The 14,710-nt window shown below is 62.2% G+C and carries 14 protein-coding genes and 2 pseudogenes; 5 read left to right on the top strand and 11 right to left on the bottom strand.

Translation table 11 applies throughout. From position 1 onward, the window contains the following. Window position 1: 1 nt before the first annotated feature. Both NK8_RS36405 and NK8_RS36400 read right to left on the bottom strand, forming a co-directional pair. Window positions 2-205 carry a CsbD family protein gene (locus tag NK8_RS36405; RefSeq protein WP_213233468.1) on the bottom strand — a complete coding sequence of 68 codons (204 nt, stop codon included), beginning with the start codon at window positions 203-205 and terminating at the stop codon, window positions 2-4. Window positions 206-273: 68 nt separating this feature from the next. Continuing rightward, entirely contained in the window at window positions 274-528 is a 255-nt protein-coding gene (locus tag NK8_RS36400; protein ID WP_213233467.1) for a hypothetical protein, read from the bottom strand. 410 nt (window positions 529-938) lie between these two features. Here NK8_RS36400 and NK8_RS36395 point away from each other — a divergent pair, with 410 nt between their 5' ends. Beyond that, window positions 939-1,382 carry a response regulator gene (locus NK8_RS36395; RefSeq protein WP_225936566.1) on the top strand — a complete coding sequence of 148 codons (444 nt, stop codon included), beginning with the start codon at window positions 939-941 and terminating at the stop codon, window positions 1,380-1,382. Between the two features lie 325 nt (window positions 1,383-1,707). Here the strand turns inward: NK8_RS36395 and NK8_RS36390 are convergent, their stop codons facing one another. The 4 genes from NK8_RS36390 to NK8_RS36375 all read right to left on the bottom strand — a co-directional run bounded on the left by NK8_RS36390 (window position 1,708) and on the right by NK8_RS36375 (window position 5,021). Further along, entirely contained in the window at window positions 1,708-1,971 is a 264-nt protein-coding gene (locus NK8_RS36390; protein WP_225936565.1) for a hypothetical protein, read from the bottom strand. A 344-nt stretch (window positions 1,972-2,315) separates the two neighbouring features. Continuing rightward, window positions 2,316-2,483, bottom strand: a complete 168-nt coding sequence (locus NK8_RS36385; protein WP_213233466.1) for a hypothetical protein — start codon at window positions 2,481-2,483, stop codon at window positions 2,316-2,318. Window positions 2,484-2,701: 218 nt separating this feature from the next. Beyond that, complete coding sequence (locus NK8_RS36380) at window positions 2,702-3,892, bottom strand: MFS transporter (RefSeq protein ID WP_225936564.1); 1,191 nt, start codon at window positions 3,890-3,892, stop codon at window positions 2,702-2,704. A gap of 19 nt (window positions 3,893-3,911) precedes the next feature. Beyond that, entirely contained in the window at window positions 3,912-5,021 is a 1,110-nt protein-coding gene (locus NK8_RS36375) for an alkene reductase (protein ID WP_213233464.1), read from the bottom strand. 268 nt (window positions 5,022-5,289) lie between these two features. Here NK8_RS36375 and NK8_RS36370 point away from each other — a divergent pair, with 268 nt between their 5' ends. Next, entirely contained in the window at window positions 5,290-6,408 is a 1,119-nt protein-coding gene (locus NK8_RS36370) for a Gfo/Idh/MocA family protein (RefSeq protein ID WP_213233463.1), read from the top strand. A 14-nt stretch (window positions 6,409-6,422) separates the two neighbouring features. Continuing rightward, window positions 6,423-7,376, top strand: coding sequence for a LysR family transcriptional regulator (locus NK8_RS36365; RefSeq protein ID WP_213233462.1), 954 nt, complete (start codon window positions 6,423-6,425; stop codon window positions 7,374-7,376). Here NK8_RS36365 and NK8_RS36360 read toward each other — a convergent pair. After that, a pseudogene (locus tag NK8_RS36360) lies at window positions 7,349-7,648 on the bottom strand (GNAT family N-acetyltransferase); the annotation flags it as partial. The gene NK8_RS36365 and the pseudogene NK8_RS36360 overlap by 28 nt on opposite strands. Between NK8_RS36360 and NK8_RS43200 the strand changes: the two are divergent. Next, window positions 7,645-7,773: pseudogene (locus NK8_RS43200) on the top strand (oxidoreductase); the annotation flags it as partial. The pseudogenes NK8_RS36360 and NK8_RS43200 overlap by 4 nt on opposite strands. A gap of 309 nt (window positions 7,774-8,082) precedes the next feature. Here the strand turns inward: NK8_RS43200 and NK8_RS36355 are convergent. The 4 genes from NK8_RS36355 to NK8_RS36340 all read right to left on the bottom strand — a co-directional run bounded on the left by NK8_RS36355 (window position 8,083) and on the right by NK8_RS36340 (window position 11,949). Next, window positions 8,083-8,514 (bottom strand): TA system VapC family ribonuclease toxin, encoded by a 432-nt coding sequence (locus NK8_RS36355; RefSeq protein WP_213233461.1) that lies wholly within the window; start codon window positions 8,512-8,514, stop codon window positions 8,083-8,085. Next, window positions 8,514-8,744 (bottom strand): CopG family transcriptional regulator, encoded by a 231-nt coding sequence (locus tag NK8_RS36350; RefSeq protein WP_213233460.1) that lies wholly within the window; start codon window positions 8,742-8,744, stop codon window positions 8,514-8,516. The genes NK8_RS36355 and NK8_RS36350 overlap by 1 nt, the downstream gene beginning before the upstream one ends. Before the next feature lie 1,516 nt (window positions 8,745-10,260). Then, complete coding sequence (locus tag NK8_RS36345) at window positions 10,261-10,602, bottom strand: hypothetical protein (RefSeq protein ID WP_213233459.1); 342 nt, start codon at window positions 10,600-10,602, stop codon at window positions 10,261-10,263. A 306-nt stretch (window positions 10,603-10,908) separates the two neighbouring features. Then, the gene (locus tag NK8_RS36340) at window positions 10,909-11,949 is read right to left on the bottom strand and encodes an alpha/beta fold hydrolase (protein WP_213233458.1); all 1,041 of its coding nucleotides are present in this window, start codon (window positions 11,947-11,949) and stop codon (window positions 10,909-10,911) included. A 770-nt stretch (window positions 11,950-12,719) separates the two neighbouring features. Between NK8_RS36340 and NK8_RS36335 the strand changes: the two genes are divergently transcribed. After that, window positions 12,720-14,702 carry an acyl CoA:acetate/3-ketoacid CoA transferase gene (locus NK8_RS36335; protein ID WP_213233457.1) on the top strand — a complete coding sequence of 661 codons (1,983 nt, stop codon included), beginning with the start codon at window positions 12,720-12,722 and terminating at the stop codon, window positions 14,700-14,702. The last annotated feature ends 8 nt before the right edge of the window (window positions 14,703-14,710 follow it).

Genomic DNA, 14,710 nt, shown 5'->3' with positions numbered 1-14,710 from the left:
ATTACTGATTGGTCGGCTCTCCGGGGTCCTCGACGCCTTCCTCGATGTTGTCCTTCTGATCGCCGTAATCCTTGCGATTCGCACCATTCGTGATCTCGACATCTCCCTTTACCTTGCGGTCTTCGTTTCCGGTGACGGTTCCGATAGCCGTGTCTGTCCAACCTTTAATCTGTTCCTTGATACCTTCCGTCTGATCGTGGTTCATCTTATGCTCCGTGGCTCGTAAGTGGATCGACGGTGTTTCCTTCGATGTGGGACGTGCCCGACGTTAGCTTAGGCTTCATTGTCTGACTTGCCTGGTCTGCCGCTGCGGCTCGCGGGTTCGAGATCCGGATCGACGTGATCGTGTTCAGGTGCGAATGGGCCCTCGCCGGGATGTTCCTTGCCCTTCGGAACGAGGCTTGGGTCGATGTTGCCGTGCTCACGCTGCTCGATGGTCCCGTCGCGCTTCTCTTTTACATCGCCTTCGCCGAGCGCTTTCCGACGTTCGTCGGCGCGCTTGACGGGATCGGAGGGTTCGTTTTGCATCGTCGGCTCCTTTGCATCGGATTGAGATTGCGTGGTACTTCCGGACAACGGTTATGCCACGTTGCCGGGGTGTTGCGGCGCGGAAGCGGCGTTGTCAGGCGCTGGCATCCAGCCGCACATCGACGTCCTGGAGCGGCGTCGGGAAAGCCGATTCGATGGGCGACGGGCGTGCTTGGGTGAAAAGATCCAGCTCGATGGCAGCGACCACGAGGGTACTGGCGAATCGGAGTAACGCATCGATCAGCGCTTTATGTGTGAATGGACGCGCCTGCCTGCGTGGACACCGGAAAGCAGCTGGTCGGGATGGTTGCACTGGAGCGAAATCGCGACATGGTCGAACGGCGATGTAGCCTCGACCTGGGCGCGAAATCGACGCCCTCCCTGCTCTGGTCGCGAATGGATAGCAGCGTTTGAAGGTCCGTCCCGGAGGTATGGAATTTGCTCAGGTGCTTGGGCATGCGCGCCCTTCCAAAAACCACGGGGCTGGCCGCGATCGGCCAGGATCGATAATGCTGTTCCTGTTCGTCGAAGATGATGAAAATGTCGCGGCGGCGTTCGCCGAACTGGCCGCATCGCTCGGCCATCATGCGGACGTTGCGCGTACCGGCGGCGAGGCGCTACGCATGACAGGCCAGACGCGCTACGACTCCGTTTTCATGGATATCGGCCTGCCCGATATCGACGGACGCAAGCTCTGCGACTTCGTTCGCTGCTCGGGTGCTTCGACCGAAGCGTGTATCGTCGCGGTTACCGGTAAGAGCGGATTCAACATGGAATCATCGCGTCAATTCGACGGTTATCTGCGCAAGCCGGTTACTGCATCGGAAATGGCGGAGATCATCCGAAGCTGTTGAGACGTCTGGTCGCGCAGCATTGCTCGGATCGAGTCAAAATGTAATCCAGCTAACATTCACTTAAGGCAAGCTGCGCTACGATCGCAGCGCGACCGCGTACGCGCGCCTTCATGAATAGATACTGCACCAATAAGCAGGGCGCCATCCGCCGCATCATCGACCTCATGCGCAATGGGCCTGAGGGGTCCTGCGCAACAGTCCTCGGCGAGCATAAGGACGGCAGGGAAGTCCACGGGCTCGAACAAGTGCTCCTTCATTCGCGAATCGGGCGAATCGCTCAAGTCACTTGGACCAGTTAATTCGTCCAGAAGATTGTCTTCGTCAGCTAGCTGACGAAGACGGCGACCTGTAACGTCCCCTGATCGCAAAGAGCCGCGTCGGTAACGCGGTAGGGCTTTGCGGGTTGAACCAACTCATGTCGGGAATCTGCGAGTCGGTGACGTAGATCGTGCCATCCGCCTTCCGAGAACGTGTCGGGCCAGACGAGGCGCTTATCGCGCAGGATCGTGGTGAAGCGCTCGCCGTCGCGCACACTTATCGCATGATGCTCGACCGACGACACATAAAGCCGACCGCGTTCGTCGACCATAGACCGTCAAGCGCGATCAACCCGACGACCGTTGAGCTTCTTCGAAAAGGCGCACGCTACCGAGCAAAGCTGAGCTACATCTCGGTGAGCAGTAATGCGACGGATGCGATCGATACGTATGACTCCACGGTCGGCGCCGACGCTCGAATACGGCTCAGCCCGAATGGTCGAAGCACAAGACAGGGACGAGATCGGACGCCGACTCGTCCGCGGGCGTCAGCGACATACGCGCACATCAAAACGACGACAGCGCCGCTCGCGAACATCGAGGCATCCACCATCGCTTCGTGTATCCGTTATGTGCGCTGTCAAGCCTGGGTCCTGATAAGCCGACCCTGTATGGTTCAGCCGCCGCCGATGCCTTGCGTTACTTTGCCTGTGCCGCCGCAGGTCTTGCAGTCGTTGCCTTCGTGCTTGCCCGAGCCGTTGCAGTCTGGACAAATATCTTCGCCCGAGCCTGGCGCGCCGGGCTCGGCTTCATCGCCCGGATTGAGAGGGGGTTCCTGAGCCATCAAAGTCTCCTTGGGGTTGCAACATCTATCCGCAAAGCAAGTAATGTTCCTCACAATCTCGTGCGCATGCGGCTGCAAAAGACCCGCACACGCGGATGTTCGGCGTTAAGCTCGAAACTTTCACGGCTTCGTATGCGAGGCGCATGCGCTCGAAGGCGCCGTCGACATCACACGATACGGCGGCTGGCGCGCCTGGCTCGACCGCGCCGTGTGAGCGATCATCGGCCGAGCACGGCGGCGAGCGTGTGCCGCTTCGTGCCGAACGATGCGAGCACGGCCAGCCCGAGCGCCGAGAGCAGCACGCCGAGATGCATCGCGCCGGTCGCGCCCGCGTGATCGACCGCGATGCCGCCCGCGAGCGAGCCCGCCGCGATCGCGGTCTGCACCGCGCTGACGAAGAGCGCCGATGCCGCTTCCGGCTGCTTCGGCGCTGTCAGTTGCATCCACACGCTCAGGCACAGCGGAATCGCGCCATACGCGACGCCCCACGCGAGCACGCCCGCCACGACCGCGCCCGCAACGTGCGCGAAGGCCGGCAGCGCGAGCAGCGAAGCGATGACGAGCGCGGTCGTCGCGGCGAGCGCGAGACGCGGATGCGACTTCACGAACGCCGACGCGACGAAGTTCGACAGGAAACCGACGATCCCGAAACCAAGCAGCAGCGCGGTGACCCAGGCCGCGCCGAGCACGGCGTCGACTTCGAGAAACGGCGCGATATACGTGTAGGCGCAAAAGTGCGCGCCGAACAGCAACGCGACGAGCAGCAGGCTGCGCAACACGGTCGTGCGCGCAAGCATGCGGCCGAAATCGCCGATGCGTGCGGCGGCGCGCGGCGGCAGGTCGGGCAGCAGCATCGCCTGAAGGAGCAGCGCGGCGAGCGCGAGCGCGGCCGTCGCGAAGAACGACACGCGCCACGACGACAACCCCGCGATGAACGTCCCGAGCGGCACGCCGATGACCGTCGCGAGCGTGATGCCCATGAAGATGGTCGCGCTCGCGCGGGCGCTGTCTTCTTCCGCGACGATCTGTCCCGAGACGCCGAGCGCGACGGTCCAGAATCCGCCGAGACTGATGCCGAGCAGGGCGCGGCCGGCGAGCATCGTCGTGAAGTCGGTCGCGAATGCCGAGACGACGTTCGATGCGACGAGCGCGATCGACAGCAGAAGCAGGATCAGCCGCCGGTTCAGGCGTCCCGCGACGAGCAGCAGAACGGGCGCCGAGATCGCGGCGATGATGCCCGGCGTCGTGGTCATCAGGCCAGCCGTGCCGGGCGTGACGCCGAGGTCCGAAGCGATCGCCGGCAGCACGCCGACGGGAATGTATTCGGTCGTCACGAAAGCGAACGAGCCGAGCGCGATGGAAAGCACCGCGAGCCAGCGCCGGCTGGCGCTGGACGAAGACGTGGTCATGTTGGGAACTCCGGCGATATCACGCGGCGATGGCCTGCTCGTCGAGGAACGGATAGTCGGTGTAGCCCACATCCGTGCCGCCGAAGAAGGTCGCGCGATCGTAGCGATTGAGCGGCAGGTGCTTGCGCAGGCGCTCCGGCAGATCGGGATTGGCGATGAAGTGGCGGCCGAACGCGACCAGATCGGCGTCGCCGGACTGGAGGATCGATTCGGCGCTGGCGCCGTCGAAGCCGCCCGCGACAATGATCGGGCCACGGAAATGCGCGCGCAGCGACTTCGCTGCCAGCGGCGTCTGATCGCGCGTGTCATCCTCGACATTGCCCGCGATGCGCGGCTCGATCAGATGCAGATACGCGATGCCGAGCTTGTCGAGCTCCGTCGCGACGTAGGCGAAGAGCGCCTGCGGATCGCTGTCGGACATATCGCCCCACGAGCCGCTCGGGCCGAGTCGCACCGCGACCTTGTCCGCGCCCCAGACGCCGATCACGGCGCGCGCCGTATCGAGCAGCAGGCGCGCGCGATTTTCGATCGTGCCGCCGTATGCGTCGGTGCGACGGTTGCTGCCGTCCTGAAGGAACTGGTCGAAGAGATAGCCGTTGGCCGCATGCAGTTCGACGCCATCGAAGCCCGCCGCGACGCCGCGTGCCGCCGCCGCGCGAAAACTTTCGACGATGCCCGCGGTCTCCGATGTTTCGAGCGCGCGGTTCGGCGTGTTCGGCACCCAGCCGGCCTCGGTGTACGCGACGCCGCCGTGCGGCACTTCCGACGGCCCGACCGGGCGGCCGCCATCGGGCTGCAACTGCGCGTTCGACTGACGTCCTGCGTGATAAAGCTGAAGAAAGATGCGGCCGCCCTTTGCGTGCACGGCATCGGTGACGGCTTGCCATCCGGCGATCTGGCTGTCGTCGTACAGGCCGGGCGCGCCGAGATAGCCGTTGCCTTCCGGCGCGGCGATGGTCGCTTCGCCGATCAGGAGCGCGCCGGGCGAAGTGCGCTGTGCGTAGTATTCGGCCATCAGCGGGCCGGGACGCGCGCCCGATTCGGCACGCATGCGGGTGAGCGGGGCGAGGACGACGCGATGGCCGAATTCATACGAGCCGACTTTGACGTGCGAAAACAGTCTGGACATTTCGTTTCTCCACAATTCCGGGTAGCTGTTGCGTGACGCCGACGACCGGCGACGCTTGACCCGGACTGTAGACGCGGCGCGCCCCGAGAAAAACCGCCCGCGAGTTCAGGCACCCCGGACACGCGTGTCCGCAATCGCGCCTCGCCCGGCCGTGGCGGCGTAGCGGCGATTGTTTGGGTGAGCAGAACAGTCATGTCGCTGTTGCGGCATTTATCCGCCCCACTGCCGTTCCGATAATCCACGCCACCTTTCGGACATTGGAAACATCATGGAAACAACACACATCGCTCCGTTGCGCGTGGGCGTGATCGGCGTCGGCAACTGGGCGCGGCATGGGCATCTGCGGGTGCTCGATCTGCTGCCGCACTACACGCTGCAGGCCGTGTACAGCCATCGGCGCGAGGCTGCGGAGGATGCAGCGCGCGAGTACCGGATAGGGCGCGTGGCGGCATCGATCGATGAACTCGTCGAAAGCGACGATATCGATCTCGTCGTCGTGCTCAACACGGCGCCGCAGCATGCGGACACGGTGAAGCGCGTGATCGCCGCCGGCAAGGACGTCTACTGCGAATGGCCGCTGACGACCACGCTCGCGCAATCGCAGGAACTGCTCGCGCTGGCCGAAGCGCGCGGCGTGCGGCATGTCGTCGGCTTGCAGCGGCGGCTCGCGTCGCACAATCGTTATGTGCGCGATCTGATCGGGCAAGGCTATGTCGGCGAACTGCGCTCCGTGCGCATGCACGTCAGCGTGAATTACTTCCAGGCGATGCGCTCGCGCGCGCTCGAATGGACCGTGCCGCCCGAGAACTTTTCGTCGATCGTGGCGATTTACGGCGGCCATTTTCTCGACATGCTGCTCCACGCGACGGATTGGCCCGTGTCGATCGCGGCACTCACGCCGAATCAGTTTCCGCTCGTCACGATCAGGGAGAGCGGCGTGTCGATGCAAACGAGCGCGCCCGATCAACTCGTGCTCGCGGGCATGCTGAACGGCAACGCGGTGTTGTCGGTGCATATCGAGGGCGGCAAGCGCAACGGGTCGGGCGTGCAGATCGACATCACCGGAACGGAAGGCGACTTGCGCATCACGAATACGTCCGCGTTCGGCGATGTCGGCGACGATTACCGCATCGTCGGCGCGCATGGCGACAAGGCGCCGCTCGCGCCGCTCGATGTGCCGGAGCGTTATCATCGGTTGCCGGAATCGGGCCTGCCTTCCGCCGTGCTGGAACTGGCCGAGCTGTACTGGGCCTTTGCGCACGACGTGACACACGGCACGCATGACGCGCCCACTTTCGCCGATGCCGTGCGGATGCACGAACTGATCGATCGCGCGCAGGCATCGTATGCGTCGCGTCGATTCATGGGGATCGGATCGTCAGAATGACGGAGAGCCTTGCGATGAACGAGACGCCAGCCGCAAGCGCGACCAGCGCGGCCGCCGCGCGCGCGCCCGGCGCGCTGGACCACATGAGCGGCATGGTCGTCTTCACGCGCGCGGCGGAAACGCTGAGCTTCGCGGAAGCGGGGCGGCAACTCGGGCTTTCGGCATCGGCGATCGGCAAGGCTGTCGCGCGGCTGGAAACGCGCGTCGGCGTGCGGCTCTTTCATCGCAGCACGCGCAGCGTGCGTCTCACGCCCGAAGGCGAGCTGTTTCTCGCGCGATGCCAGCGCATTCTCGGCGAGATCGAAGAGGCCGAATCCGAACTGGCGATATCGCGCGCGAAGCCGATGGGCCGCCTGCGCGTAAGCATTCCGCTCGTCGGCACGCTGCTGATGCCGGTGCTGTCGGCGTTCATGCACGCGTATCCCGAGGTGCAGCTCGATATCGATTTCAGCGACCGTCTCGTCGATGTCATCGACGATGGTTTCGATGTCGTTCTGCGCACCGGCGACGCAATCGATTCGCAACTCACGATGCGCACGCTCGGGCACTACACGCATCTGATCGTCGGCTCGCCGGATTATCTCGAAGCGCGCGGCGTGCCCGCGACGCCCGAGATGCTCGGCGCGCACGCGTGCCTTCAGCATCGCTTCTCGCGCACGGGACGTCTCAGGCGCTGGACTTTCGTGCGCGATGGCGCGCCCTTCGACGTGGAGCTTCCGTCGACGGCCATCGCGAGCGCGGTCGAGCCGCTCATCGCGCTGGCGGAGCAGGGCCTGGGTCTCACCAGCGCGCCCGACTATGCCGTGCGCGCGCAACTCGCCGATGGCTCGCTCGTCGCCGTCCTGCGCGATTTCACGGCGGACCGCATTCCGTTTCGCGCGCTCTGGCCGTCAGGGCGCATGACGCCGCCGAAGGTGCGCGTGTTCGTCGACTTCCTGCATCAACACCTGTTTCCGGATTCGGCGTGACTGATCTGCGTGAGCGCGAACGCATGGCGCAATTCGAAGCCGAGCCGCTCATACAGGGCGATGGCGCTTTCGTTGTGACTGAACACGTGCAGGAACGGCGTTTCGCCGCGTAGCCCGATTTCCCTGCGCAGGATGTTCATCAGCCGGCCGGCGAGACCGCGTCCGCGACAGCGTTCGTCGACACAAACCGCGCTGATCTCGGCATGACCTTCAATGGCCATGCGTTCGCCCGCCATCGCGATGAGTTCTCCCTGCTCGCGAATCCCGAAGTGGAATTCATCGTGTCGAAATCCGTCATGCGCTCGGCAACGCATGGCGCGAATGCGAGTTGGGAGAAAGCGTGTATTTGGGCGAGATCAGCGTCGCCCAGTCGACCATCGACGTGGAGCTCGCGTAATCATCGTATTCGAATGGACGACACGCGAACGCTACCTGCCAACAGGCGTTCGTTGGTTCCCGCCGAGGAGGCTTGTTCAAATGAACACTGTTGCTCTCACATGCGTGATGCTTCTTGGGCTACTGCTGCTCGGATCTCGCGCATGATCGGTTCGGCGGCGAGCGCGCAGAGGTCGTCCACCTCGGGATGGCCGCACAGCCATTTGCCGAATCCAGATGGATTCCTAATCAATTTGAGGCTCTGAATCGGTTTCTACAGTTGCATCGAGAACGATAAAAGCGCTTACCACCTCGGGGGCAGCGTCGGCCGTTAGGTGATCAATTCGAGGTGCCGCGCGCCGGCTGGCACCGCGTCGGCGACGAGCCGGCGATCAAAGGTCGCGAGCGTGCCGCCATGCGCGCGTGCGAGCGCGAGTAGATAGGTATCGGTCACCTGATCTGTCGCCAGGATCCGGCTCGCATCGACGTGTTGTGCATCGAGCAGGCTCACGTCGTCAGCCCAAAACTCATGGCAGGGATGCGTGTGCAACTGCGCGACGAGTGGCGCGACGGCTGCCGGCGTCTCGAGCGTATTCGGGTAACGCGGATTGCCGATGATGCGCAGCACGCCGTTTTCGGTCAGCGGACACGTTGCCCAAGCGGCGTGCCCGACCTGGCCAAACCATGCGTGCGCCGCTTCATGCTGCACGTGGCCGGCGTCGAGTAGTGCGATCAGTACGTTGACGTCAAGCAGATAGGTCATCAGGGCGTCTCGTCTCGCAACTGGTTGACGAGATCAAGCGTGACCGGGCGCGCGGCGCGGGCGTTCGGCAGGACCGGTAGTCCGTTGCGCATTGTTGGCGAAGCGCCTGCCGGCTGCAGCGCCGCCCGTGCGAGCGTCGACAGCACGCGACCGATCGAGACGTGCTCGCGCTCCGCACGGGCGCGTACGACTGCCATAACGTCGTCGTCGATATCGAGAGTGGTTCGCATGAGGTTCTCCGAGTCTTCATGCCGTAATGCCACAATTATATCCCGAAAGCATCAAACATCAATCATCAAACATCATCGTTAGCCGTCGGCGTGCCCGGGAGAAAACGGATTGACGAGTGCACGAGATGGCCAAGTTTATGCGCACGAGAGTCGCAAGCGGCGACTACGCGTCTGACAGTGCTAAGTTCACGTCTCCAAATGCTCTCGGCGAGTACACGGCTGTCTGCGGGCCGATGCCGGTCAACCGAGCGCCTCGCCGCAATCGCCAACGGCCTTCTCACCAGCACGCTTCACGGGGCGCCGCTGCTCGGGCGAGCGGTTCCTCAATCGAATTGACGTAAATCGCCACCCGACCTTGCGCCTGGCGCTCGCCGTCTCACTCGTCACGTGCACGGGCGCAGACGCGGACTTCAACACCGGAAACGCAATATTTGAAGAAGTAATGAAGGACGACCCGGCCGAAGGGCGTTTGCGCGGATTGGCGCCAGCGGCATTGGCGGAAAGTGCGCGGCGCGGCCGCGGCATGCCGGGTGATGTGGAAAAGGCGGTCACGCTTTACGATCGCGCCATTGGTTTTACCACAGGGCCGCGGCACACAACATCGGGCTGTACTGGGAAGATATGTGGGGCTCGGAATCGTCGCAAGAAGCGCCGCCCGATAACGCTCGCACAATTCGGACGTACAAGCAGGGCGGGGCAGCCACGCGCTGTCAGCTGCGCATATCGAACCTATGCGAAGCCGTGTATTAACAGGAAAATGTCCACTTCGCGATGAGGCGGTGGCGCGGTTCCGTTTCAAGCCAAGCCGATCAGCCTTCGCGGCGTTTCTTGCACGGCGCACGAACAGCCAAAGTCCTTTTTCGAAATCTGGCGCGTGATTAACGGTGCGCGAGATCTTCCCACAGGGTTGCTCAACGATGATGGCTAGCCGCGCATCAATGCCAGTCGCCGCCAATATCTATCTCGTCTACGTAGCAACCTTTCTCGCGGCTGTTGTGCGTACCGCGAGGATGCTCCGAATGGTCGCCAACGAGTCTCGGGCGATCGGGCTCGGCGTTCGCCGCCGCGGCACGGGGAAGTCCGGTGTTTGAACGCCTAAAAGTCGGCAAACCGCGGACACATAAGGCTTGCCGGATCCTGTGCATCGTTGCACGGCGAGGGCGATCGCCACATCGCCTACGTGTCTGCGCAGCCAGTCGAGGGTTCGCCGATCCTTTTCGTTGTAGATCCTGACAAGGTGCTCCATTGCCGCCTCCGTGCTGTATGAAAACACAGTACTGTGAATATATACAGGTTTCATGCGACTGGCAAGCGCTGGTGACCCAACTGGGGATGCACAGAAGAGTGCGGGATCGAAGTATGCGCCGCCAGTTGAAACGGAGCTGGCAAAAACCGCATACGAAGTCGGCGTCAAGCCTCGTCGCTCGGTCAAGCATCTCAAGCCGGAACTACCATCCTTCGAACGCCACAAGCGTCGCGCCGAGGTCGTTCCATTCGATGCGCCGTCCGTCGATGATCACGCATGGCTGACTAGCGCCTTCATGCCGCTCCATTCAAACCGGCTTCGAACGATCAAGTCCATGATCTGCAAGCGGCCAGCATAAGCTTGCAGGTGCTTCATGTTTAAGGCTCGCTTCATCCTCTGGATCAGTTGCCCCAGCAGGGCGAACGGCCCCAAATGGGGTTTGCCAAGTATCTGAAAGCGGTAGCCTGCGGCTTCATCGTCGCCAGCCAGTTCGAATGCCTCCAGGGAGAGCTGATTGCCGAGCAACAAACTGCGGAAGTGGAATTCGTGATCGTTGTCGTCCGCATCACGGAGACGCAGCGGCGTAAAGCTCGAATGTCCGAATACCTGCATGTCACGGAACTGCGCCGTTTCGGTGTTGAAGCAGCGGCTGCAAAGCACCCGCCAAGTGCCGTCCGACCCTGCACTTGCGAAGTCGTGAGATAGGCGAGCAGGGAAAGGATCAACCTGTCACCTGTCGTTGACGCCACGTAAGACCGTCTCTGGAGTGAACAGGCCGAGCCTGAAAAATGGCAAGCGCGGCTTCATACTCACCGATTTCTTCATGCCTCGCAAGACGGGCCTGGGGCTGACCCTTTAGGCACGCGCTCAGACCAAAACCTGCCGTTCACGCTCACGATTTCTCGACCGCCGCGCTGGTTACGACACGGACATGGCGTCCGGATAGCTGGCATCCGCACCGCCGATCTCGCCTACGGCAGGAGAATGAGGCGTCTGCGCTTCAATGTCGGCGACCGAGGCGCACACCAGGCCAGCGATCTTGTAATGCAACATATGTCCGGCATCTACCTCGACATCGAGCGTGCTGTTCGGCAAGACGCCATGCAAACGCGCTGAGTGCGATTCCGGATCGACGATCTCGTCGCCCGCGCCAGCAAAGATCCGCACCGGCATCTCGATCGATGGATAGTGAGCGCGCAGGCGCGCCGCGGCGGAAATCATAAACGCCGCGTCCTCGGAAGTCGCACGAGTCTGGCTGGGGCGCAGCAGCATCTCGGCAGGCATAGCCTCAAAGAATTCGTCGGGCATGGACGCGGGCGCGAACATCGCCTCCACGCTTCGCTTTATCAGCAGGCGGCCTGTGAAGGGTGAAACCGTGTATCTGAGAACATCGCCGAGCACGGGCATGGCCACAGGTGCCATCATGGCTACATCCAAACGCGCCGAGGGAAAGTAGTAGCCGGAAATGAGCACCAGTCCGCGAACCTGGTCGGGAAAATCAACTGCTAGCGAAAGCGCAACCAGCGTGCCCCATGAGTGCCCGATGATGACTGGCTTATCGACGCCCAGCAGTTGGAGCGCACCCTGTAACAAGACTGCCTGTGCTTGCGCCGTCCAAAGACGTTTGCGCGGACGATCGCTATAACCGAAGCCCGGACGATCGAACGAGATCACGCGATGACCTTCTGCCAGCATGCCGGTCACGCCGCTCGCTTCGAAATCCTGAAGCAATACGGTATTGCCGTGCAGAAGCACCACGCATGGGCCCGTACCGGTGTCGGTGTAGTGCAGACGAACGCCATCGACGTCGATGAATCGCCCGAGCGGTGGATTGGTGCGCTCAACTTGCTTCGCCTTGTGGCGGTTCCAGCAAGCAGCGGCTGCTGCCGCGGTGGCGACTAGGGCGAGGACGCCTGTTGCGGGTGACACAGCTTTAGGTTTGCGGAGAATGCTGGGCATGAGTGGCTCAATCAAAATCAGAAGGGGACGTCGATGGAGCAGACGTGTCAGAAAGGGTGAAAGTGATCTGGTCGATCAGTCTATTGGCTAATCGATGAATAACGCGGTTTGTTGTTGGCGGGAAGCTCGTGGACTTAGATGAAACGTTCTGGCGTGGGTTCGGCTCAAGTATCAGCACGCCGTTTTTTACGAGCCGTCCTACCGTATCCATCACGCTGTCGACGCAACGGACGTACCTGAGCACTCCAGGTTGTAGAGACAAATACCGGGTCAGGCAACGCCACTGGTAAATCAATCGCCATTGACTCATCGAACGAGGAAATGCGGTGAAAAGCACCCTTGTCGTGCTTTGCTTTTCCGACGGAGACTCGCCGTGCGGTCGAAGTTACGGGGAGCCCTGGCCTGGACGGTCAGGCACCACGATCAGTGTTATTCGAATGAGAGAGTAAAACGAAGGAGTACCAACAGAAGCGAAAAAAGGCCACTTGACGGCAGACGAGACTGCCGTATGATGGCGTTAATGGTGCAATGCAGCAATAGTCCTTTCCTCGATTTCCTCCTTCGCTCAAACGGGCGCGGGTAATCCGCAAAGCCATCTTCGCCTGCTACGAACGAGGCTTCTTCGCCAAATTAGGGGTGTCTCTTTCATTGCGAATTAGGCCGGAGCTCGTCATCGACGCCCAACCCTTCACTCAGCCGGATGAGCTCTCCACGCTCACTCGGTCAACCGCGTTCTTCCTGCGCGGGCGTCATCACTCGAGATCCTCGCCATGAAAGACAAGATTGTGACCGCTGACGAAGCGATCGGATTGATTCGCGACGGCGATGCCGTCTGTTGCTCCGGCTTCGTCGGTATCGGCACGCCGGACGAACTCATCATCGCGCTGGAACGACGTTTTGCCAGTGCGGGCACGCCCCGCGATCTGACCTTGGTGTTCGCCGCCGCGCCGGGTGATGGCAAGGATCAGGGAATCAACCGGATTGCGACGCCGGGATTGATCAAGCGGGCGATCGGCGGACATTGGTCGCTGGTCCCGAAGCTCGCTCGGATGGCCACCGACGATCTAATCGAGGCCTACAACCTGCCTCTCGGCGTCATGTCGCATCTCTACCGGGACATCGCTGCTCACCGTGCCGGCACGCTGACTCAGGTCGGCCTAGGCACTTTCGTCGATCCGCGCCACGGCGGCGGAAAGATCAATGCGTCCACAACCGAAGACTTGGTCAGCACGATCGACATCGACGGCAAGACGTGGCTTCTCTATAAAGTTTTCCCGCTCGATGTTGCGCTGATTCGGGGGACGACGGCCGACCCCGAGGGCAACATCACGATGGAACGCGAAGCACTCGTGCTCGACGCGCAGGCGGCAGCGATGGCTGCGCACAACTCGAACGGCCTGGTGATCGCGCAGGTCGAAGAGATCGTTGCGAGCGGGACGCTCGATCCGCGAGCGGTAGTGGTTCCAGGCATTCTGGTCGACCGTGTCGTGCTCGCGCGTTCCGGTGCCCAACCTCAGACCTACGGCACGGCATACAACCCCGCATTCTCGGCTCAGACGAAGGTCGCGGTCGGCACCATGAAGAGTCCGCCTCTTGACGAGCGAAAAGTGATCGCACGCCGATGCGCGTTCGAGTTGCCAATGGGCGGCGTGATCAACCTGGGCATTGGCGTTCCGGAAGTCGTTGCCGCTGTTGCGGCGGAGGAGCGCCTGCTGAGTCACCTGACCTTGACAGCGGAGCCGGGCGTCATCGGTGGCATGCCCCAGGGCGGACTGGATTTCGGCGCGGCGATCAACGTCGATGCGCTCCTGCATCAGAACCAGCAGTTCGACTTCTACGACGGAGGCGGCCTGGATCTCGCGTGCCTCGGCATGGCCGAAGTCGATCGATGCGGCAACGTAAATGTCAGCCGCTTCGGGCCGCGACTGGCGGGTGCCGGCGGATTCATCAACATCAGTCAGAATGCCAGTTGCGTGGTATTCGCGGGAACCTTTACGGCGGGTGGTCTCGAAATACGGCTCGAGGACGGACGTCTTGCGATCATCACAGAAGGCACGAAGAGAAAATTCGTCGAATCCGTCGAGCAGATCACGTTCAATGGATCGCTCGCTGCAGAACGCGGTCAACCCGTGCTCTATGTGACCGAGCGGTGTGTCTTTCGGCGCGTGCCTGAAGGTCTCGAGCTGACGGAAATCGCACCGGGCATCGATCTGGAGCGCGACGTGCTCGCTCATATGGACTTCATGCCGATCATGCGTGACGTGCGCTTGATGGACGCGGACATCTTCCTGCCGCCGATATTGAACCTGTCGTCGATCCTGTTCGAACGTCAATTACGCAGCCGCCTCAGCTACGACGCCGAACGAAACACCCTGTTTGCGAACTTCGAAGGCATCGGCATTCGCTCGACGGACGACATCGAAAGCGTGCGCCGCGTGATGCAAGCGCTCTGTGAAGGCATCGGTCACAAGGTGTCGCTGATCGTCAACTATGACGGCTGCCGACTCGACGAACCGATCGCCGAGGCGTACTTCGCGATGGCGAGGCGATTGCAGTCCCGCTATTACTGCTCGGCCACGCGGTTCACGGCCAGTGCGTTCATGCGCATGAAGCTGGGCGCGGCATTCAGTGGGCGAGGCGACGCATCGCGGATTTTCAGGACGCACACGGAAGCGAGCGCGTTTGTTGTCAGCCAGCGCGGGGATGTCGCTCGGAAGCCGATCGACGACGCCGCACGATACATGCATGAATGAGCCGCTGC

The sequence above is a fragment of the Caballeronia sp. NK8 genome (genome assembly GCF_018408855.1).
Classification (GTDB): Bacteria; Pseudomonadota; Gammaproteobacteria; order Burkholderiales; family Burkholderiaceae; genus Caballeronia.
The sequence above is the reverse complement of the archived record's forward strand: the minus strand, read 5'-3'. Positions and strand labels throughout refer to the sequence as shown.

Excerpts from the sequence above, each read along its gene's own strand:
- NK8_RS36405 (WP_213233468.1), bottom strand. The coding sequence starts at position 205 with ATGAACCACGATCAGACGGAAGGTATCAAGGAACAGATTAAAGGTTGG.
- NK8_RS36400 (WP_213233467.1), bottom strand. The coding sequence starts at position 528 with ATGCAAAACGAACCCTCCGATCCCGTCAAGCGCGCCGACGAACGTCGG.
- NK8_RS36390 (WP_225936565.1), bottom strand. The coding sequence starts at position 1,971 with ATGGTCGACGAACGCGGTCGGCTTTATGTGTCGTCGGTCGAGCATCAT.
- NK8_RS36385 (WP_213233466.1), bottom strand. The coding sequence starts at position 2,483 with ATGGCTCAGGAACCCCCTCTCAATCCGGGCGATGAAGCCGAGCCCGGC.
- NK8_RS36380 (WP_225936564.1), bottom strand. The coding sequence starts at position 3,892 with ATGACCACGTCTTCGTCCAGCGCCAGCCGGCGCTGGCTCGCGGTGCTT.
- NK8_RS36375 (WP_213233464.1), bottom strand. The coding sequence starts at position 5,021 with ATGTCCAGACTGTTTTCGCACGTCAAAGTCGGCTCGTATGAATTCGGC.
- NK8_RS36370 (WP_213233463.1), top strand. The coding sequence starts at position 5,290 with ATGGAAACAACACACATCGCTCCGTTGCGCGTGGGCGTGATCGGCGTC.
- NK8_RS36365 (WP_213233462.1), top strand. The coding sequence starts at position 6,423 with ATGAACGAGACGCCAGCCGCAAGCGCGACCAGCGCGGCCGCCGCGCGC.
- NK8_RS36355 (WP_213233461.1), bottom strand. The coding sequence starts at position 8,514 with ATGACCTATCTGCTTGACGTCAACGTACTGATCGCACTACTCGACGCC.
- NK8_RS36350 (WP_213233460.1), bottom strand. The coding sequence starts at position 8,744 with ATGCGAACCACTCTCGATATCGACGACGACGTTATGGCAGTCGTACGC.
- NK8_RS36345 (WP_213233459.1), bottom strand. The coding sequence starts at position 10,602 with ATGCAGGTATTCGGACATTCGAGCTTTACGCCGCTGCGTCTCCGTGAT.
- NK8_RS36340 (WP_213233458.1), bottom strand. The coding sequence starts at position 11,949 with ATGCCCAGCATTCTCCGCAAACCTAAAGCTGTGTCACCCGCAACAGGC.
- NK8_RS36335 (WP_213233457.1), top strand. The coding sequence starts at position 12,720 with ATGAAAGACAAGATTGTGACCGCTGACGAAGCGATCGGATTGATTCGC.